A 22506-nucleotide genomic window follows, 5' to 3' on the forward strand; every position below is an offset into this window, starting at 1 on the left:
TACACGCACCCTGTTTTTCAAGCCACTCAAAATTTTTTTCAACGTATTCTATCTTGTGTCAGGAGTATGCATTTATGCGTTCATTATCCCTATCCGGAGTAGATGATGAATATTTTTGCCTCAACTCTTTTTCAATATTGGATGATACCCCGGAATTTGAATAGGATACATCGAAGGCAACATTGCACCGGAAGATTGCTTTTTGAGTCGGCAAATCATCGACTATCCAGCATCCGATGCCAATGCGTTTTTCGAGCGGTTCATTGAGCGAACCCTCCATGCTCCGGCGTATTCCAGCCCACTCTATTCAGCGAGCTTGAAACACAAACTCCGGGCGGAAGCGGTCAAAGGAATTTTTTCATCCATGGTAGAGTTATCGGATCATGGAGATCTCATGGAAAAATTTTTGAATTTACCGTGTCCGAAAATGTTCATGTATGGGGAGCAAAACCGAACACTTTCCTATTTGAACCATATTGAATCAAACGGTGTCAGGCTTTCTGAAATCCCGGAATGCGGCCACTTCCCCATGTATTCCAATCCTCCGGTGATGTGGCGTGAAATTGCGGATTTTCTAAATTAATATACTAAGACCATGAATCGCGCATGATGTGCGCGGTTCATAAAAAAAAGACTCCACCGGATTTAGGCGCTTATCCGCGCCACATCGACAAAGTTTTGTCGATATGAGATTGTTGATATCTGCCCTGCAGGGGCCACTTTTTCCAGGCGTAGTCCTGGAAAAAGCACGGATATGGCTTTGCTTCTGAGGTGACAACTGCTGTCGTCAAAGAGATGGGGATGGAGATCGAGTACAATTTTTATCCATGGAAACGATGTGAACATATGATTCAAAAAGGAAATGCTTGGGGTGCCATTCCTTGAAAAATTCAATGCCGCCTTGAAAACGATCAAAGAAAATGGGACATATAAGAGAATTCTCAAGAAATACAACATCTCTCAATAATCTTCCGTACAGATTCGGAGTTGAATTTACCCATCATTATCTGTTCCATCGACAAAAGAGGCATCGTCACCTTGTCTGAAGGAAAAGAACTGAAATCCATCGTAGATGGACATCCCGGCCAGATGGGATGGTAGGGATGTCCATCTACGATGCCTACAAAGATAATTCTGAGGTCATCACTCATACCCGGTTGGGTATGCAAGGTATTTTTAATGAGTACTATACCGAAGTATCAGTGCTGAAGTTTCATGTGATTGTCTCGCCAATTATTGATGAAAACAACGTGCCTCAGGGGGGCTTCACTACGGCACCACGATTTTTGCCTGTTTAAAACGCCGCCTTTCGGAGCCATAAACCAATGGTCAAATCACATATAAATATCACCGAGGAGATGGCATTTAGAGCCAATGAAGATATTGCCAAAAGAGCCTTGACAGGTAGCTATATTTATATCCTGATATGGTTTTCAATTATTATTCCTCATAGGTTTTATGAAAAAAGTCCTATAATATGTTTATGGTTTTCCTTGGCATTGATCATCCTCTCAGATGCAAGGGGCAGAGTAGTCATAAATTTCAACCGGATTTACAATAAAAGCTCAATGGTGTGGAATCTACTAAGGCTTAACAGGATGAAATATTTGTCTATGTGCTTACTTATATCTCAACTCCATCAAGGTCCAGCTCATCATCACTGTGAAAATTATGCCGGTTTTCCAATCTTTTTACACGCCTTTCCAGTGTCAGAAGATATTTTTCCATCATCTCAATATATTCTGCAAAATCATTTGTAACACCAAATTCCTTTGTTCTTGCCTTCAATCTTTTTTTCAATTGTGCCTGGCTTTCAGCAGCTCTCTCTTCCAGTGTTGGCATGAATAAATCTCCTTGGTTTTCTGATCTTAACGGGGATAACTGTGTATCAATTACCCTCCAAATATAAACAATGCTGGTTAAAACTCAATACTTCCCGGAGTTCTTGGAAACGGAATAACATCCCTTATATTGGTAATTCCAGTAATCAGCATCAAAAGGCGTTCAAAGCCCATTCCAAACCCTGAATGGGGAACAGAGCCAAATTTTCTTGAATCCATATACCACCAGTAGGGTTCTCCTGCAAGATTCATCTGCCCCATTCTCTCTTCAAGGACATTGAGCCTCTCTTCACGCTGGCTTCCACCAATAATTTCACCTATTCTTGGAACCAGCAGATCCATTGCTGCCACGGTTTCACCATCATCATTTACCCGCATGTAAAAGGGTTTTATGGTCTTTGGGTAATTGATAAGAAAAAGAGGCTTTTTGAAATACTCCTCGGCAAGAAAACGTTCATGTTCTGACTGAAGATCAATTCCTTTTTCTACTTTATACTCAAATTTTTTGCCGGATTTTTGAAGCAGATCCACTGCATCATTATAATTTATTCTTTCATACTTATCTTCAGCAAGGCTATTTAATAAAGGTTTAAGACCCTTATCAACAAAATTGGCAAACAGGTCAAGATCTTCGGTGCAAACATCCATTGCATGACGGACAAGGTATTTAAGAAGCTCTTCTCCATGATCCATATTACCTTCAAGGTCACAGAAAGCCATCTCGGGTTCCAACATCCAGAACTCTGCCACATGGCGGCTGGTATTTGAATTTTCAGCACGAAATGTGGGGCCGAATGTATATACATCTCCAAGTGCCAATGCAAACATTTCGGCAGAAAGCTGGCCGGACACAGTCAGGTTTGCCTCCTGACCAAAAAAATCTGAAGAGCAATCCATTTTTTCGTTTTTATTAAAATTTGCAGGATCAAGGGTTGTCACCTTGAACATCTCCCCTGCACCCTCACAGTCAGATCCTGTGATAATGGGAGTGTGCAGATACCTGAAACCCTTTTCTCTGTAAAAGTTATGTACGGCCCAGGCCATCTCGGAACGGATACGAAAGGCAGCTCCATATTTATTGGTTCTTGCCCTTAAATGTGCAATTGTGCGTAAAAATTCATCTGAGTGACGTTTTTTCTGAAGGGGATAATCCTCTGGAGCAATACCAACTATCTCAACTACATCAGCATGAATTTCCCATTTCTGACCCTTTCCCGGAGAAGGCACAAGCTTTCCTGTGACACTTATTGCAGAACCTGTTGTCAGTGAGGAAATTTCACTGTAGTTTTCAAGTTTGCTGTCTGCAACAATCTGAATATTTTTTAGACAGGAACCATCATTGAGTTCCATGAATGAAAAATCCTTTGAATCCCGCCTGGTTCTCACCCAGCCTTTTGCAACAACGCAGTCAATGGGCTTTTCCGAGGCCAGAAGTTTATCTATCTTGATTCTATCCTGCATGGCATATCCTCTCCAAAGATGATAATTTATGGGTGGTGTCCCAAATCCGTTGATCTGATAAGGAAACAACTCTATTGATAAGTATTTCCAGAGAGTCGTCCACAGATTTGGGACACTACCAATTTATGTGTATTTGAGATGCTTTCCGGTTGTTTCGGCGGAAAAGCAAAAAATTTAAAACCTGCTTTGACAGCAACTCCAATTGGGGGTAGTGTGCAATAAATAAAAGTTTAGGCATCTTTCATATCAACTAAAAATAGTTTACACTTTTTTGTGAGTGATTCCCGGCCACTCAGAAGTTTTCTCTCCGAAAAGTGTAAATAGGGAAATGAACCATGCCAAAGTTTATTGTCATATTCCAGCCATCCAATTACCATATAAATGGAGCTTTTCATAGTGGCAATAAGGGAAAAGAGCGCCTTTATTTAAATGAAAACAGATATATCTGAACTCAAGAGTCATAAGCACTGAAATCCTCGGCCACAGAGACAGTGTTGACAAGGCTTACAAAATCATAGGTGTCCACTTTTAGTCTGTTTTGGTGTTCGCTGAGAATACTTAGACTTACGAGTTCTTAAAAAGTGAGGGTTTTATGAATATTCCAGATGATTGGCAGGAGAGCATTAAAGTTGGTATCAGTACCTGCCTTACAGGTGAAAAGGTAAGATATGACGGCAATCACAGTCATGACCGTTTTGTAACAGAGACCCTTGGGCAGTTTTTTGATTTTGTTCCGGTATGCCCTGAAGTGGAGTGCGGGATGCCCGTACCAAGGGAGGCTATTCAACTCGTGGGTGATCCTGAAAACCCAAGACTTGTGACTGTAAATAGCCGCAAAGATATGACAGATCAGATGAAAAACTGGATAGATATAAAACTTACAGAACTTGAAAAAGAGAATCTGTGCGGCTTTATATTCAAAAGCAAATCTCCAAGCAGCGGCCTGCACAGGATAAAAGTTCATAATGAAAAAGGGAATGTAATAAGTCATGCCGGAAGAGGCCTGTTTGCACATGCATTTGTAAAATGTTTCCCCAGAATTCCTGCTGAAGATGCAGCAAGATTGAATGATCCAAAAATCAGGGAAACCTTCATTGAAAATATTTTTACATTAAAGCGATGGAGACGCTTACTTGAAGGACAAAGGAGTTTAGGAGCTCTTGTTGATTTTCATACCCGCAACAAACTGTTGCTGTTCTCTCACAGTGAAAAGATATATCGAAAAATGGGAAAACTTGTTGCTGATGGAAAAATGATGGATAAAGATGCCCTTTTTGATCAGTATGAATCTTTGCTTTTTCAGACACTAACTCTTCAAACCACCTTGAAAAAAAATATAAATGTTCTGCAACATATGATGGGATATTTTAAAAAAGATCTTGCAGGAGATGAAAAACAAGAGCTTCTGGCAATTTTTGACGATTACAAAAGGGGTTTTGTTCCGTTGATTGTTCCCATGACATTGATAAAACATTATGTACAAAAATATAATCAGGAGTATCTTGCCTGTCAGACATATCTAAATCCACATCCAGTGGAATTGAAGCTTAGGAATTATTACTGAGGAATGATTATTAAAGAATGAGCACTAAATACTCAAAATCAACATCCTTTTTTTCTTTAGGATACAGAGTGTTATTTTATGTGATGCTGCTGAGCATAATATCTTTAAAGCACCCTCTACAATTGACTCCTTTTGATATCTTTATTTCAACATCACCTTCAGAAGCAGCCGCTGATGACCTTGTCACACTTGTGATTGATCCCTCAAGTGAAAGAAAAAGCATTTCACCATATATTTATGGCATTAACATCGCAAACTGGGCACCTTCATACTACATGTATATGGTGGAAGATCATCTTCGGGAGGCACAGGTTGAAGTTGTGCGCCTTGGAGCCACTAATATGGAGCGCTATAACTTCATCAACAATAGAATGTATAATGTAATTTCAAAACAAAACCAATATGTTCCAATGAGCTGGGAAAGTTTTGTAGATTGGGTAGTTAACGATCTTGATGCTGAGCCTTTTCTCCAGGTATCTGTTTATGGCAATGTGGCATCTGACACAGATGGGCGGGGAAAGTCAGGTTATTCCCATGAACAATCTTCAGGTGAAGTTAGTTCCTGGGTAGAATCAACAGGTGGAAATGTCCGTTTCTGGGGCATTGGAAATGAGCCGTTTATTGCCTGGAAACGCAGCGATTATCCATCTTTTTTTGCAGATGCTGCCCACGGAGATCAGGTTCTCAATTTTCACACTTCCTATGAGCACTATTTCAATCGTTTTACAACTGTGGCAGAAGCCATAAAAAGTTCTGATTCCACGGCCCGGATACTTGGACCTACCCCCGCAAACTGGTGGTTATACTGGTTCAATGATTATTCTCCAATATGCCCTGTGACAGAACCAGGTGGAGATCCTGCAACAGATGATTCCTCATGGGATTTAATGAGCAGTCCGGAATCAACATGGGATAAGGACATTTTCCCTGACAGAGGAAGTGATCCGGATGTGTCTGGATGGGAGAGTGATCCTCAAAAAATATTGCCCTTCTATCTTAAAAGCATGCGCCTTGCAGATGAGTCTCGTGGAAGCCGCCTTGCAGAATTTCTTGATGTTCATCGTTACATGAGATGCATTACAGAAAAGGATGCCATACTTGAACCTATGGGACTTTTTCATGAAAATTTTAAAAGTCAGGATATGGAGACCCTATTTTCCGGTGTAAAAACAAATCTTTTAAACCGTTTAAAAAATTCCATAGAGAGGTTCTATCCTGAAACAAAAATATCCTTTTCAGAGTATGGTTATTTCTACTGGGATGGCTATCCATCCATTCCACAAGTGGCGGCAATCGGCACAATGGATTATCTTGGATTTTTTGCAAGGTGCGGGGTTTATCTATCATGTAACTGGTATCTTGGAGAGCCTAATCAATCCGGTGCTGATCTTACCCATGCATCTTTAGACAGTGCCCGTCAGGCAATGTTTGATGAAGATGGTGAGCCGAACCCCAAATACTGGGCATTTTACATGATGAGCAACCTTTTCAGGGGCACATCCATCAAAGCAGAAGTCAGTGACTGGAACTCTTTTTCTGTTCATGCCTGTGAAAATGAAAAAGGCGATTATGTGGTATTTGCAGTGTACAAGGGGCAATATGATAGTACGACAGGTGAATACATAAGTGATCAGCCACCTGAAAAGGCATTGATGCGTATTGATTCTTCTGATGGAAATCTGATTCTCACCCGCCTTTTGAGGTATGGCATGGGAGATCCCCATGTGATTGAAATGGATACAACTGGCATTAGCTATGATACAGATGGGAATATGATTTTTGACTATCATCCCCTGGCAATCTACGCTTTTGTCTTTTCATCCCAAAATAGTGGTGACTCCCTTGCAGAAAATCAGAGCATACAGGTGACACCTGATATTCTTGATTTTGGTCCCTACAGTAATGGATGGATTGTTGATGGTGAAAAAAAGATTTTTACACATGGGGTAAAAATCACCAACCCGGGAGTGACTGCAATTCCCTGGTCAATGGAGATCTGCACAGAAGATTGCACAGCTTTAAGCTTTGAAAATTCTATCTCCGGAGTATCAGAGGCTTCAGCTTCTCTTACCAAATGGCTTGTTCCCGAAAACAGCGTGACTGGAGAAGTTTCAGTAACCGATGAGGTATATTTCACAGTGGATAGAGCCTATTTGCCTGTTGGAACTTACACTTCCAATATAAAGGTTAGTTTTTTGGCAGGAAATGCTCAACACCAAAAGAATATCATGGTTGTGATGGATGTGATTCCAGGTGAAGATGATGGTGAGAAACGTATTGCAGATTTTGAGACAGGTTCATTTGCACACAGCCTTAATGAAATACCGCCATATTCCATTGGATGGTGGGACAATCATGGTACACCAGATGACAGAAACAGCCCTTATCTTTACAATTTTCAGTTGAACAGGAATGAAGTAAACCGCCTCGGTAGTAAATACTGCATGGAAATTGAATTTAATAGAAAAAATGGAGACACTCCTGACGGCAGACTTTATCAAAGTTTTGGAACATATGGCCATTCCACATATATTTCAACTGACACTTCATCAGGGAACCAAAACATATCCTCAAAGATAAAGTACAATGCCACAGGATTCTGGGAAGGATATGAGGCATTTGAATTTGATATAAAAACAGATACAAAAGGCAGTGATAATACAGAGCTTCTTATAATTTTAAGCGATGAATCAGGGAATAAGGGAAAGCCATCAAGACCTTTTTTGTCTGAAATAAAATTTTTAAGTGAAACCGATTCCATTAAAGATTATACCGACCTTCTTGTTGTTGAAGATGGGCCATGGCAGACAGTTCGCATAGCTCTGGATGACCGCTTTTTTGACTGGCGATATCCTGAAGGTCAAAATGGTGCTGAGACAACAATGGATTTTTCATCCATCAACCAGATAGAATTTGTGCCGTGGCATGGTGATAAAACAGCAAAAGGGGTAATCTATATTGACAATCTGAGACTTGTGGGACCAAATGCCAATAATAACCGCCTTCCGGTTGCAGCAGTTGAGAAAAGAAACCTTACTGTAAAACCAGGTCAATCTGTGACCCTTAATGGCACACCAAGTTTTGACTGTGATCCTGATGATGAAATAACTGCGTGGGAATGGGTATCACAAAACATCTCTATTATCTCTGATACTTTTGCATCTGAAACCCATATCTCTGAGCCTTTTGCATCTGAAACTCTTTTTTCATCAAATATTGAGGGCACATATATATATGATCTTGTTGTAACAGATACAAGGAGTGCCCGCAGCCGTAACATTGCCCAGGTGACAATTTTGGTTTCAAAGGATGGCGTTTCTATTCCAGATGAAACAGATCCAGATGGTGATGGAGAGACTGATGTAAGCATTGGCGGCGGCTCCGGGGGTCAGGGATGTTTTTGTAATACTCTCATGACACAAGGGTATGAAACTTTTGAGGGGAATTTCTTTTCAGGCCTTTCTTGTGGAAGGATTGTGCCTGGTTTAATAATTTTAATATTTATTGGTTGCATTGTTATGCGTTTGTTGAGTATGACCTGGGAAAAAGGCTAAAAATGAAAAAAGATATTTCGCTCCATGCTGTCCAGGGATTCATGATTCTTCTTGCTATCCTTTATATTCTATTTGCATCTGCATTTTTAAGCCTAAAGTATCAGATGATAATGGGAGCAGTACTCTTTCTTGCAGCTTACAGTGCTGAAGCCTTTGGGATGCCTTATGTGCCATCTGCCACAACAGTTCAGAAGGGGCAAGTAACCAGGCTTTTTATCATGACCATCTGTGCTTTTCTGACCCTTAGGTACTGGTTTTTCAGGACAACTGTTACATTGTCCTTTTCAAGTGTTTCTGAGATGTTCTTTTCAATACTGCTCTATATTGCAGAGAGCTACGGTATCATGATCTATTTCATGGGTATGTTTGTCAATGCCTCTCCAATGATAAGAGTTCCTGAAAAATTGCCTGTTGAGGTAGAGACACTATATGCATTATCCGAGAAAAATATGGGGGCATTATCTGAAAAAGATATAGATGCATTGCCTGAGAAAAAAATGGGTGGATTACCCAAAAAAAACATAGAGGAAATCTCCGAGAAAAACACGGAGGAATTCCCCGAAAAAAACATGGGGGAATTCCCCGAGAAGAATATAAATGCATTACCCACTGTGGATATATATATTCCAACATATAACGAGCCTGAAGATGTTGTTCGCCTTACTGCAATGGCATGTACCCAGGTTTTTTATCCCAGGGAACATCTTAATATCTATATCCTTGATGATGGCGGGACAGTACAGAAGCTCAACGACACTAATCCTGCAAAAGCTGCCAAGGCAATAAAACGGGCAGATCTTCTCAAAGGAATTGCTCTTGATCTTTCAATTAACTATGTCACAAGGGATGAAAACCTACATGCAAAGGCAGGAAACCTCAATGAATCTCTGATGAGCTGCGAGTGCAGGCTTGATGAAGATGCCTTTGACATGATTTCCTGTATTAATGAGGGGATCCATCAAGGGTGCGGAGAGCTGATTCTGATTCTTGATTGTGACCATGTTCCAGCAAGGGATTTTCTGCTTAAGACAGTTGGCTTTTTTATTAAAGACCCTGATCTTTTTCTTCTACAGACCCCCCATTTTTTTATAAATCCAGATCCTGTGGAGAAAAATCTTGAGACCTTCAGAAAAGGCCCAAGTGAAAACGAAATGTTCTATGCAGCTATCCATCCCGGGCTTGATTTCTGGAATGCATCATTTTTCTGTGGTTCTGCTGCTATTTTACGGCGCAAGCATCTTCTTGAGGTTGGTGGCATTGCCGGAGATACAATAACAGAAGATGCTGAAACCGCCCTTGGGCTCCATGCAAAGGGTTATAACAGTGCCTATCTTTTTAAACCCCTGATCATTGGACTGACACCGGAAACATTTGATGACTTCATTGTTCAACGAAGCCGATGGGCACAGGGAATGATCCAGATTTTCATGTTAAAAAACCCTCTGTTTCAAAAAGGTCTGACTCTTTTCCAGAAAATCTGTTATATCAACACCAGTTTTTTCTGGTTTTTTGGCTTTGCCAGATTTATTTTTTTTATATCCCCCCTTGTTCTCTTGTTTCTTGGGCTTAAAATTTATAATGCCTCGCTGATTCAAGTTGTGGCATACGCCTTTCCCCATCTTGCAGGTGCATATCTGCTTTCCAACTACCTATTTGGCAGGTACCGTCATCCATTCTTTTCTGAACTCTATGAAACCATTCAAAGTTTTTATCTTCTTCCTGCCATTGTCTCAGTTATTTTAAAACCAAGATCACCGGTCTTCAAAGTTACTCCCAAGGCAGTCTCCCTTGAAAAGGATTTTTTAAGCCATCTTGCACTGCCTTTTTATATAATGCTCATAATTTCCCTTGCAGGATATGTTGCAGGAGGGTATCGATGGATGACTACTCCGGGACTAACAGATTCCATTATTCTCTGTATTGTCTGGAACACCTTTAATATTATTCTTCTTCTGTCATGCCTTGGTGTTGTGTGGGAAAAAAGGCAGATGCGGAAGATGCACCGCTATCCAACCGATGAAGTAGTGATGCTTAAGATATTTGATGAATCTGAAATGGTGCCAGCAAGATTGTTTGATCTTTCTGTAACAGGAGCAGGAATAATGACAGATACCCCTTTTATGAAAACAGATTCACAGATGAACCTAAAGCATATTGTGATGCATGCAAGTGACAGTTACGGCAACTCCTATGCATTACCCTTAGAAGTTAAACATGTGCGTCATGATGGCAAAAGAACCATTTTGGGTACCCTTTTTGTGGCCGATGATAAGGCTCATTTATTGAATGTTATAAATTTTGTTTATGGAGACAGCAGCAGGTGGAAGTTTTTCAGTCAGAATGAAAAAACAACTCCTGTGGGATATGTAAGGGGCTTTTTTCGACTGCTGAAAATTGGAATCTGGGGAACTTTTTCAAATTTCAGAGGTGTCGCATCACTAATGAAGGAAATTATTAAAAATAGGTTTGTTACAAAAATATCAAAAGTTGTATGGAGATAGCGAAAAGATATGAAAAAAAAGATTGTTATGGCAACTATTAAAATTATCTGCATGGTTTTGGTTGTAATTGCAGAAGATTCCCGCAATGCAATGGCTGTCACCATAAAAATTCCGCTTAAGGATATCATGCAGGTTGAAAACATAAAGCTGGAGGGGATGAGCGCCAATACAGACATATATGATTTTAAGCTTCCCATACCAGAGAGATGGAGAGTCAAACAGGCACTTTTTACCTTTTATTACAACCTTTCATCAGCACTTTTAAAAAAGAACTCCCGCCTTGTCTTTTCTTTCAGAGGAAATCCACTGAAGCAGGTTGAGCTTGATCCCCTATCACCTTCAGGGACTTGCCAGGTTGTCATTCCGGGCTCGCTTTTAACTTCAGGGTATCATCCTTTTTATTTTTCTGTAACACAGCACTCAATAGAAGCAGATTGTGAAAACCCTGATGCCCCTGAGCTTTGGACATGGCTGGAACTCTCCAATGCATTTATTGTCTTTGATGTTGAATTAAAAGCAGTGCCTCTAAGGGTTTCTGCAATCAATGACTTTATATTTGATTCCAGAACACCCTTGCCACAGCCTGTTAACATATTGTTTCCATACAGTGAAGAAGAGTATCTCAAAGCTGCGGCTCTAACTGCTTCCGGTGTTTCTCTTCGATATGAATATAGAAGCGTTCCCATAAAATCCATGGAGAGGATAATGCCGGAAATGGACAATGTGATTGTGGGTACAGATGTTTTTGTCAGGGAGATGCTTGCTGCCAGCGAAGATAAAAGCAATGTAGCTGGAAAAGATATTGAACAGATCAGCGTAAACGGACCTGCCATTATGATCCTATCTCTTCCTGCTGTGAAGAGCCCCGGCACTGTTTTAGATACGAGTTTAGATATTAATAAAAATGATGACTCTGGCACCACAACCCTGAAAACCGACCCATCTCATACCCTTATTGTAATAACAGGTCGTTCCGTGGATGAGGTTATTACAGCGGCAAAAGCCTTTTCAACAATTTCCCTTCCTTTGCCGGATACTCCAACGGTTCATATAAGGGATACAAATGTTCCTCTGCCTGATATTTATGCCATGAAAAATCTTCTGGAACCAACCATGACATACACCCTTTCAACTCTTGGATTTGCAACCCATACCTTTAAAGGGGCAACTCCAGTTCCCAGAGGTTTTACATTCAGGATACCTTCGGACAGCCACCTTTCCCCCAACAGCCATGCCATCCTTACATTAAATTTGGCATATGGTGCCGGTATGAGGGAAGATTCTGTATTAAACATCATCTTGAATGACAAATTTGTTGCAGCAATTCCATGTAAGGATATAAATGGCGGAACCTATCGCAACTACAAGATTGAACTTATGCTCTCTTACATGAATGCCGGATACAACAGGCTTCTTGTAGCTCCCCAGCTTGTGCCTGTTAAATCAGATAAATGCACCATGATTCAGACAGGAAATCTAAGGGTCACAGTTTTTGATGACTCAACATTTGAGATGCCCCATGTTGATCAATGGATAGAGATGCCGCAACTTTCTGCCTTTATGACTGATGGATTTCCCTTTGCAAAATTTCCTGACATGCGGGAGACGCTTCTTCTCATTCCTGATGGTAGAAAATCTTCCATAATATCTGCACTTAATCTTGTGGCTGTTTCAGCCCAAAAGACAGGATTTCCCCCATTTGGTCTTGAGTATAAGCTCCATCAACCCACCACAACACAAAAAACTGACAACATTGAAAACATGGAGCTGGATATTGATCGTGATGTTATTGTTGTTTCACAAATTGATAATCTGCCGGAGCAATACCAGTCTGCTGCTCCCTTGAATCCAGCCACTTCAGGATCTATAAAGTATCCCCATTTAACAAGAGCTAAAGGCTATGAACCAACAGCGGGAAAGGGAATCTGGTCAAAGATTATTCCATCAAAAGGTTCAAGGGTGACGGCAATTTCACTTAGCAAATCAGAACTTGTTGTAACATCTTTTGATCCCATGATTATGAGTGGAAGAGCAGCTTTGATGGAATTTCAGTCTCCATACCATAAAGATCGCACAGTAATGGTTCTGACCACATCCGGTGAAAAAGATATGGAAAAGGCAGGGGAAGCTATCTGGAAATCAGGTGTTCAGGCAACCTGTAAAGGAGATGCTGCCCTTATAAACCTAATGAATGATGAAAATGAAACCATCTCAATGAAAATCGGCTCAAGTTACTATCTTGGAGCAGTATCTCCTCTTCCGTTTATTGAATACTATGCAAATACATACCCGCTTTACCTGATCGGAAGTGTACTTATATGCGCCATTCTTATCTCACTTGGGTTCTACCGGCTTCTTAAAGCAAGAAGGGCAAAGAGGATTGGAAATGAAAAATAAAATATGCCGGATTCATTTACCGTGGAAATGGATACAATTTTCTATGTTCGGAGGTGGCTTGGATGGCAGCCATGACCGTTTACCAGTTATGCTTTGCACTCTTTGTATTGTGCTATTTTTCAATGCAACGGATTTTACTTTATCAGTTTTTGATCAAAGGGCGATTCCCATTTCAAAAATTTTTTCCTTAACTGAGTGTCATGCCGAAGATGGCACAGGCAATGTTTCCGGAACATGGAAGTATTATAAATCCCGTTTTATTTCCAAAGATGGCAGGGTAATTGATGTATATCAAAATAATATAAGCCACTCTGAAGGGCAGGGATATGGATTGCTTCTTTCCCTTAATTACAATGATAAAAAGACCTTTGATCTTGTTTTACAATGGACCCAAAACAATCTAATGGCACGAAAGGATGGCCTTGCTGCCTGGAGCTGGGGAGAGCGCCATGATGGCAAGTGGGGTATCCTTGACTACAATAATGCAACAGACGGTGATATTCTGATAGCCTGGGCTCTTCTTGAAGGGGTTAAAAAATGGAATAATGAGGTAGGTTTATCAGATGGTCGCAATATCATAACAGCCATTAAAAAATATCTTGTTACAGATCGACAGGGCAGGCAGGTTCTGCTTCCGGCATACTACGGATTTTCAGGAAAAAATGAACTTAAAATCAACCCTGCCTATTTTGTTTTTCCGGCATTTCGTGCCTTTGCAAAGAGTCCCCTGAAGGATATCAGTACACCTATGGGGGATGTAAAATTTTGGCAAACCCTTTATATGGATAGCCTTGAAATTGTCAAAAAGAGCTGTTCTACAAACCTTTTGCTTCCCCCTGACTGGATTTTTATGGATGAAAATGGAAATATTCTCTCTCTTTCTGAACATGGAAAAAAAAGCAACTTTGGATTTGAAGCCATCAGGATTCCTCTCTATCTTGCCATGGCAGAAGAGATGGAGGGATTGAAGCTCTTTTCCACTTACATTAAATTTCTGGAGACCCAAAAATATATGCCCATGGTTGTTGATCTTTTTGATGAACAGATATCCCTGCATGAAGCATCAGCGGGATTTCATGCTGTAATGGCAATCTGTGCAGGAGTTCTTGGCAATGCCGGACTTGAAGCATCGTTGATGAAAAGAGCTGATGAAAAAATCAGGCAGGAAAAAGATGATTACTACTCAAACACCCTTTATCTTCTTGCACGTACAATTAAAGTGAAATAAAATGAAAAAATTATTGCTGATTTTTTATTTTGTGCTCTTTTTATTCAATTTTTTGTTTGCCTCCCCTACCCTGGCATCAGTGCCTCTTGTTTATGTTGCCGATAGCTCACTGAAAACGCCTGTTCATGCAGGGACAGCGTGGGATGCCTATAACAGTGGTAATTTTTCAGAGGCAGAAGAGCAGTTTATCTATCTGATAAAAACATTGGAAATTCAATATTATCCTGTTTCAGATGAAAAAAATATTGAGACACTTTCAGGTAACAGTAGAACTTCTGATGCTGAAAATCTGGAAAATCTTCTTAATTTAAAACTTGGGTTGGCATACACCTTTGTAAAACTTGAAAAACTCAACAATGCGGCAACTCTTTTTGAGACACTTATAAAAAATGGGTATAGACCCCAGGATTCTGTTCCGGCAATGCTCGATGTTTTGTTGAAGCTTAAAAGTTATGACAAAATGGATACTTACCTTGATACCCTTGGAAATATTTTTGACAGTGAAGAGATAAAAAAATGGAACTATCTACGTGTTGCATTTGCCTGGGCTGCATACAATGAAAAGAATTATAAAAAAGCTGAAGATATTTTTAAAATATTGCTCAAAGCCAATCCATATGACATGACCTTAGTCACAGGTCTTGGCTATTCACTCTATAATCAGAATAAAAACCTTGAGGCCTGTGAGCTGCTTCAAGGAGAGAGTATTGAAGATACATCCGAAATCCTGGAGCTTAAAAAAAATCTCTATAATCAGGGTTGTTTGATGAAAGGTGTTGATGGCTCATCACCACAATCAAATAGTGATAATTTTGAAAAAACAGTTGATGATAAAAAGCTTCAAAAAGTAGTTGATGAAAAAAATATTCAAAAAGTAGTTGATGAGAAAAATATTCAAAAAGTAATTGATGAGAAAAATATTCAAAAAGCAATTGATGAGAAAAATATTCAAAAAGCAATTGATGAGAAAGATATTCACATAACAAAGGATAATAAACTTAAAACCACTGAAAACAGTTTTAACTACATTGCCTCTTATCGTTTAAAAGATGGTGACAAGGGTACTTCTAAGCTCAAGGAGCGCTCTGTACTCTATGGTTATGCCAATGGCTCCAAGGCGCTTGGCAGATGGGGGATAGCTTTAAAGGCAAGGGAAATTTCTCCAGAAGGCAGATTTAAAAATACAAATGAATCAAATCTTCTTCAAATCGGAAGTTATTATAGACGACTCAATGGTTCAATTGCAATTTTCACTGATGATGACAAAGAGCATATTTTTGAAGCATGGCTTGATTATAAAAATGATCTGCCTTTTGATATCAACATCGCACTTGGTACATCTCCAGTTGGCGGTGCTGTTGATTTTACTCCCGCATTTAAAGCTTCAGCAGACTTGAAGCTCTTTAGTTTTAAACTGCATCGTTTAAGTGTTGATGAATCACGCCTCTCCATTTCAGGAATGCATGACCCCTATGGTGAAAAGACCTGGGGAAGGGTTATGAAAAACGGTTTTGTTGTAGGCAAAAATATTTCCGTGGGTGAAAGCGGATGGCTTACATTAAATGGTGGCTATGATATATACAGAGGGAAAAATGTATTAAAAAACAGTGCCTTCAGCATAAACGGTGCCCTTGGCAGAACCATTTTAAGGGAAAACAAAGATGAGCTGAGCTATGGAGCATACATCTCATGGGCACATTTTGATCACAATAGCAATTTCTTTACATTTGGCCATGGAGGATACTACAGCCCAGATCTTATGCTTACAGCAGGCCCTATTTTGCGTTATAAAACAGGTGATAAAAGAGATTACTTGCTTGATTTCCAGGTCTCCATGGGATGGATGGTTGAAAGGACAGATGATGCGCCCCGCTATCCCATTCATTATGAGGAGACTGACTCTTTTTCATCTGATTCAATTGCTGAACTCCAAGGGATTTTCAAAGGGGATGAAGATAATCTCATGGGTGCATCTGCAAAGCTGGAAGGCTGGAAAATAATTTCAGATATGGTTGCAGTCAATGGCTTGATTTCCATGGATAAAGGTAGTGACTATACCCAGTGGCGCATCTATTTTGGAGTTGATTGCTCTTTTGAGCCCCGAAAATTTTTTTTGCAGCAAAAATCCGTTGAAAGCATCTGGAACAATAAAATGTGACGCAGGGAGCAAAAAGATTTATAGTTTTCCAGATAATTAAATTTGCAAGCACAACGTAGGGGCAACCCTATGTGGTTGCCCTTCAAAGATGAGATGGAAAAATATTTTTCTGTAAGTCTATAGATAACGGGGAGAGATTTGAAATCAAAATATCTCCCCGTTATAGCAACGTGCGAAAATAAGCATTTCTTAGATTTTTAAGGTTCGCCATAGTGGCTTTTGTTTTGCAATGGAAATGGATAGAAATTTCCATATTTGGGGTGGGCTGGAGACCAGCCGTTTCTGTTTAGCCAAAATTCCTTATTTTTCTGGTGCTTACTTCGCTCTCATGCTTTTTCATGTCTATAAAAAGGCGCATTTGAAGGTGCTTCCAGTGTATTGCCAAGAATCAAGTCCGCAGCCTTTTCAGCAATCATCATTACTGGAGCATAAATATTACCATTGGTCACAATTGGCATTGCCGATGCATCCACCACCCGCAATCCTTCAACCCCATGAACTCTCATGCTTTCAGGGTCAAGAACTGCCATTGGGTCTGTTCCTATCTTACAGGTACATGATGGATGTAAGGCGGTCTCTCCATCTTTGGCCACCCAATCAAGGATCTGCTGATCGGTTTCAACAGAAGGACCCGGAGATATCTCACCATCATTGAACTCATCAAATGCCGGCTGATTCATGATTTTACGGGCACACCTTATGGCCTCAACCCACTCTCTACGATCCTGATCCGTGGAAAGATAGTTGAATTTAAGCTTTGGATATACCGATGGATCTGAAGATTGTATTTTTACCGAACCTATGGCATCCGAGTACATAGGCCCTACATGTACCTGATATCCGTGTCCCTGACTTGGCTGGGTTCCGTCATAGCGGATGGCAAGGGGCAGGAAATGAAACTGGATATTGGGATAGTCCTGATCTTCGTTGCTTCTGATGAAGCCTCCTGCTTCAAAATGGTTGGTTGCGGCAGCTCCTTTTCTCTGGAAAAGCCACTGAAAGCCGATAAAGGGCTTTTTCCACCATTTAAGGGATGGATTCATGGTTACAGGTTTTTTTGATGCATACTGAACATAAACCTCAAGATGATCCTGAAGGTTTTCTCCGACTCCGGGAAGGTCGTGAACCACATTTATACCAAGGGATTGCAGCTCCTTTGCATTTCCCACCCCTGAAACCTGAAGAATCTGGGGGGAGTTTATGGCACCGCCACAGCATATAATCTCCTTTGCATAGACCTTCTGGGCAGTACCATTTTTCCCTTTGGTAAATTCCACACCAACAGCTTTTTTGCCTTCAAACAAAATGCGTCTGGTAAAGGCACGGCAAAGTACCGTAAGATTAGGGCGATTTTTTTTAACAGGATGAACATAGGCACGGGCAGCACTCAATCTCCTTGCACGGGATATGTTTCTGTCAAATTTGCCGAATCCCTCCTGCTGATAGCCGTTTACATCATCGGTTAAGGGGTATCCTGCCTGTTGAGCAGATTTTAAAAAGGCATCAAAAAGAGGATTTTTGCATGGGCCTGTTTCCAGAAGAAGCGGGCCGTTTACTCCATGATACTCATCAGCGCCGATGAGACGGTTTTCAGCCCTTTTAAAGTATGGAAGGCAGTGGGCATAATCCCAGTTTTCCATACCTGGGGCTTTTGCCCATTTCTCATAATCCATTGCATTTCCGCGTATATATATCATGCCGTTTATGCTGCTTGAGCCACCAAGTACCTTTCCACGGGCGTGATCAATGCGGCGGTTGCGCATATGGGGTTCTGCCTCAGACTTGTAACACCAGTCATAAAACTTGCTTCCAATGGGGTAGGTCAATGCTGCCGGCATATGAATGAATACATCCCAGATATAATCCGGACGTCCGGCTTCCAGTACAAGAACCCTGTTTGAAGGGTTTGCACTGAGTCTGTTGGCAAGAACACATCCAGCGGAACCGCCGCCGATGATGATAAAATCGTACTGTTGTTTCATCACACACGCTCCTTAAAATTATTGTCCTTATGAGCATCCTGTACGGGCACTTTCGTGCTCCGGACGCAGCTCTACTGAAAAGCATGATCGCCTTTAAAGATTTTGAAGGTCAGAATCGCTTTTAATTATTTTTTAGCCTGTTTTACCGTAAAATTGACTATCATCTTTATATTTGGAGGGGTGATTGATACGTAATCAATCATGCCTGTTTGCTTATAACAGCCATGGCAAAACCATCTTGCCACAACGAAGCATGAAAGCCCTGAAAAAAACCTTGAAATACGGGGACTTTCTTATAAACGTTCAGCGGCTTCCGCCAAAATTAAAGAAATGAAAATTTTAAATAAAACAGATTTTTGCGAAAATTTTTATATAGAAATATTTTATGAATTCATGATGATTGCCAGAATTTTCCGGTTGTCAGGGAAATAAATCCATCCACAAGCTCTTCAATTTTAACTTCCCCCCCCCGAAGTAGCGCCTGGATCGCCACGCCCTGAAGGGCAGCAATAAAACATACGCCAGCAGCTCTGTTAGGAGTATTGGAAGAAAACCCGTCAAGGGCATTTTCAAATGCATCCACAAACCTGTCATAGGCACTCTGGATATTTATAATTATGGGTTCCCTGATACCACTGAACTCAGCAGCAAGTGAGGTAAGGCCTATGATGGAATCAGGATCCGAATGGTAACGGCTCACAAAAATATCAACAAGCCCCTTAACCATTTCATTGTAATCTCTATGCTCTTTATCAAGAAATTCAATGTATTGCTCAAGATTTGCATTTAACTGTAATACAACTTCATCAAGTATATCCTTTTTGGAACCAAAGTGGTGAAACACGGCACCTGTGGTCATACCGATATGATATGCAATATCCTGTATGGTTGTTTTATGGTAACCAAGCCTTGCAAAAAGGTGAGTGGCAGCATCCACAATTTTTTTGCGGGTGGCAATTCTTTTTGCATCTTTCTTGTTAAGGGTTTCGTTTTTGTTTGAAACACTCCCTCTGTCGGATTGTTCCATTTTTTTTAAACTTGAACTTTCAAGCAGCTCCTGACTCGTTTTCATTGTTTTGTTCATGCCTGATCCTCAGCCTTTTCAAGGTATCATGAAGCGGTATGCCATCTTTGCTCCATCCTCTGACTCTGTAGTACTCCTGTTTCATATATAACATATCTTTTTCAGTAATACTATGGCCGCTTGCAGGTCCGTCAGGAAGAGCCTCCCTGACAAATCTTGGTGGCAGGGTATCTTTTGATGAATCAATCCCCTCTCTTAAATTAAACAGCCTTACAAGATTCCAGATCCTCTCTCCGGTTTCAGTGATTATTTCCGGAGATATTTTTCTTCCGGTTGCAGCACTTACCATCTCTGCATATGTGGCAGCAGATATGCCGAAGCTGCCGAAATCGCATTTGACCAGGGTATCTGTTCCGGCTGAGTAATTCTGCAACGATGCAACCATATCAGCCTTGTCACAAGGGGAGAGGGGATCAAGGATTTTGCCTTTCCATGGAACTCCTGCAACTTCGTAACTTATGGGAAATCCCCGCTGATGACACCCTCCCCTGTCTGTGGTCATATAGGCAAGCCCCATGCCCGATGCACCCCGGGGGCCCCATCCCGGGGTTTCAAGACCTTTGGTGTGCATGGCAAAATCTTCTGCATTGCCCCCAAGTGCTTGAGCAGCTTTTTTTACCCCTTTTGCCAGAAGTTTACCAAGTTTATTATCCTGGTTTGCAATGGAACGGATAATGTACTCTGCACCCTTTACACTTCCAAATGAAAGATCAACACTCTCCGGTATTGAATAGTTTTTCAGAAGTCCATTTTCACAGGCCTCCATGGCAAATCCGATGACACCGCCTGTGGACATGCTGTCCATGCCAAAAAGATCGCAAAGCTTTACAAGGTGTGCAACAGCTCTGACATCTGAGATATCAAGATTTGAACCCATTAAAGCCGCTGACTCATACTCCACAATATCAGTTACGATTCCCTTGTATTTTCCAAGCCTTACAGCACCCATTTTACTGCATCTTATGGGGCATCCCATACAGGCAGATGCACCTAACCAGAGGTGTTTTCTCTGCCCTGTATCAGCAAGATCAGAAGCCTTTGCAAAGGTGCCGTTTTTATAGTTTCTGTTGGGGAGAAGCCCTGTCTCATTGGCATATTCAACGGCAGAGGCTGTGCCCGCAATTCTTAGGGCCTCTACCTCAGCACTCTTTTCAAGTTCAACCAGAGCTTTTTGATGAGCTTTTTCAAATGCCTGATAATCTGAGATCTTTACAGATCTTGTGCCCCTTACTGCAACAGCTTTAAGATTCTTGGAACCCATGACAGCCCCTGCTCCGCCCCTGCCTGCCTGGCGGTTATATTCGCAACAGATCAGTGAAAAGAGCACGCCATTTTCTCCGGCCTGACCTATGGTGGCGATTTTTACAGTATCATCACCAAGCTCCTCCTTGATGGCATGGTTTGTCTTAAGCGAATCCATTCCCCATAAACCGGTAGCACTTCTGATCTCAACAATTTCATTATCTATCCAGATCCATGATGGTTTTTCAGCCCTGCCTGTAATAATAATACCATCGTAACCTGCATATTTGATCTCAGGCGAAAATGAGCCACCAAAGTAACTGTCAAGAAATATTCCGGTCAGGGGAGATTTGGTCACAACACACCCCCTCATGGCAGGCGCAATGGTTCCGGTAAGAGGACCTGTCATGAACATCAGAAGGTTATCACTTCCCAGGGCATCTATCCCTGGTGCAAGGCGGTCATAAAGAATTCTTGCACCAAATCCCTTTCCGCCAATATAATCATCATACAGAAGCTCCGGAACAGGAACTCTCTCTATTTGGCCATTGGAGAGGTCAATGAAAAGAAACTGTTTCATATAAGAGCTTGTCAAGTTGGCCATTGGTTCTATTCTGCTTTTTTTTGACTTTGCAGACTCCTTGGCTGGGTTTATTATATTAGCATCTATAGTCGTCATACTTACATCTGTAGTTGTCATGCCTACATCTGTAGTTGTTATGCTTACATCTGTAGTTGTCGTGCCTACATCTGTAGTTGTCGTGCCTACATCTGTAGTTGTCATGCCTACATCTGTAGTTGTCGTGCCTACATCTGTAGTTGTCATATTTGTTGATAGATTGCTCATACATGCTCCCCTGAATCGTCATCTTTATTTTTGTTTACCCTGACTGCCAGCTCAATGGCTCCGGTGGGACAGGCCTTTACACATGTTGGATCGCCATTGCACATATCGCATTTGACAGCTTTTTTTGTTATAGGGTCAATATAGATCAGGTTTTCAGGACAATATTCAACGCAGATACCACATCTCACACATTTTTTCGCATTGATCAGTACATAACCGTTTTTGTCTCTCTCATATGCCTTTGCAGGACATACATTCATGCAGTATGCATTTTCGCAATGGTTGCACACCACAGGTTTATGGTAGAGGTTTTCACGTTTATTAATAATTTTCAGGCGCGCAAGCCTTGGGTTATAACCATGAGTGAAACATGTAGTACAAAAATCGCTGTCAGGAACTTTGCTTTTATTTTCATGTTCCACATCCCAGGCATCTGCATCAACTATTGCCATTGAGCAAGCCAGTTGACATATCCCGCACCCTGTACACAGATCAAAATTGGTTTTAATAAATGTGCTCATAATGAATATTTCCTTGTATTTCATGTATTTTTAAGATCAATATCACATATTATGTGCTATGTAAACACTTTTTTTAATCAAACTGTATTTTTTCTTGATTTTTAAAAAACCGTATGATATAGACAG

14 protein-coding genes are annotated in these 22506 nt (G+C 40.9%); 8 read left to right on the forward strand and 6 right to left on the reverse strand.

The features are described 5' to 3' along the window. The first annotated feature begins 202 nt into the window (after window positions 1-202). Together MTBBW1_RS08845 and MTBBW1_RS08850 are read left to right on the forward strand one after the other, a co-directional pair. Window positions 203-583 (forward strand): alpha/beta fold hydrolase, encoded by a 381-nt coding sequence (locus MTBBW1_RS08845; RefSeq protein ID WP_222424021.1) that lies wholly within the window; start codon window positions 203-205, stop codon window positions 581-583. Window positions 584-1103: 520 nt separating this feature from the next. After that, window positions 1104-1298: a hypothetical protein gene (locus MTBBW1_RS08850; protein ID WP_080802185.1), complete on the forward strand. Its 195-nt coding sequence runs from the start codon at window positions 1104-1106 to the stop codon at window positions 1296-1298. Between the two features lie 325 nt (window positions 1299-1623). On the opposite strand, the gene MTBBW1_RS08855 is transcribed toward MTBBW1_RS08850, so the two are convergent. Beyond that, window positions 1624-1842 (reverse strand): hypothetical protein, encoded by a 219-nt coding sequence (locus MTBBW1_RS08855; protein WP_080802188.1) that lies wholly within the window; start codon window positions 1840-1842, stop codon window positions 1624-1626. 77 nt (window positions 1843-1919) lie between these two features. Then, window positions 1920-3302, reverse strand: a complete 1383-nt coding sequence (gene asnS / locus MTBBW1_RS08860) for an asparagine--tRNA ligase (protein ID WP_080802191.1) — start codon at window positions 3300-3302, stop codon at window positions 1920-1922. A gap of 592 nt (window positions 3303-3894) precedes the next feature. Here asnS and MTBBW1_RS08865 point away from each other — a divergent pair. From MTBBW1_RS08865 to MTBBW1_RS08890, 6 genes are all read left to right on the forward strand, one after another. Continuing rightward, complete coding sequence (locus tag MTBBW1_RS08865; protein WP_080802192.1) at window positions 3895-4866, forward strand: YbgA family protein; 972 nt, start codon at window positions 3895-3897, stop codon at window positions 4864-4866. Between the two features lie 68 nt (window positions 4867-4934). Further along, complete coding sequence (locus MTBBW1_RS08870; RefSeq protein ID WP_186441172.1) at window positions 4935-8420, forward strand: glycoside hydrolase family 44 protein; 3486 nt, start codon at window positions 4935-4937, stop codon at window positions 8418-8420. Between the two features lie 2 nt (window positions 8421-8422). Next, window positions 8423-10921, forward strand: coding sequence for a glycosyltransferase family 2 protein (locus tag MTBBW1_RS08875; RefSeq protein ID WP_080802196.1), 2499 nt, complete (start codon window positions 8423-8425; stop codon window positions 10919-10921). 9 nt (window positions 10922-10930) lie between these two features. Further along, complete coding sequence (locus MTBBW1_RS08880) at window positions 10931-13318, forward strand: cellulose biosynthesis cyclic di-GMP-binding regulatory protein BcsB (RefSeq protein ID WP_080802198.1); 2388 nt, start codon at window positions 10931-10933, stop codon at window positions 13316-13318. Further along, window positions 13308-14546 (forward strand): family 8 glycosyl hydrolase, encoded by a 1239-nt coding sequence (locus MTBBW1_RS08885; RefSeq protein ID WP_080802203.1) that lies wholly within the window; start codon window positions 13308-13310, stop codon window positions 14544-14546. The genes MTBBW1_RS08880 and MTBBW1_RS08885 overlap by 11 nt, the downstream gene beginning before the upstream one ends. Window position 14547: 1 nt before the next feature. Next, window positions 14548-16704 (forward strand): cellulose synthase subunit BcsC-related outer membrane protein, encoded by a 2157-nt coding sequence (locus tag MTBBW1_RS08890; RefSeq protein ID WP_080802205.1) that lies wholly within the window; start codon window positions 14548-14550, stop codon window positions 16702-16704. A gap of 326 nt (window positions 16705-17030) precedes the next feature. Here the strand turns inward: MTBBW1_RS08890 and betA are convergent, their stop codons facing one another. From betA to MTBBW1_RS08910, 4 genes are all read right to left on the reverse strand, one after another. After that, window positions 17031-18686, reverse strand: coding sequence for a choline dehydrogenase (gene betA, locus MTBBW1_RS08895; RefSeq protein WP_080802208.1), 1656 nt, complete (start codon window positions 18684-18686; stop codon window positions 17031-17033). Between the two features lie 391 nt (window positions 18687-19077). Then, a complete protein-coding gene (locus tag MTBBW1_RS08900; protein WP_080802210.1) occupies window positions 19078-19770 on the reverse strand; it encodes a TetR/AcrR family transcriptional regulator in 693 nt (230 codons plus the stop codon). Then, window positions 19733-21859 carry an aldehyde ferredoxin oxidoreductase family protein gene (locus MTBBW1_RS08905; protein WP_245809313.1) on the reverse strand — a complete coding sequence of 709 codons (2127 nt, stop codon included), beginning with the start codon at window positions 21857-21859 and terminating at the stop codon, window positions 19733-19735. The genes MTBBW1_RS08900 and MTBBW1_RS08905 overlap by 38 nt, the downstream gene beginning before the upstream one ends. Beyond that, window positions 21856-22380 (reverse strand): 4Fe-4S dicluster domain-containing protein, encoded by a 525-nt coding sequence (locus MTBBW1_RS08910; RefSeq protein ID WP_080802213.1) that lies wholly within the window; start codon window positions 22378-22380, stop codon window positions 21856-21858. The genes MTBBW1_RS08905 and MTBBW1_RS08910 overlap by 4 nt, the downstream gene beginning before the upstream one ends. Window positions 22381-22506 lie beyond the last annotated feature (126 nt).

Origin of the sequence: Desulfamplus magnetovallimortis (assembly GCF_900170035.1) — a bacterium.
Taxonomy (GTDB): Bacteria; Desulfobacterota; Desulfobacteria; order Desulfobacterales; family Desulfobacteraceae; genus Desulfamplus; species Desulfamplus magnetovallimortis.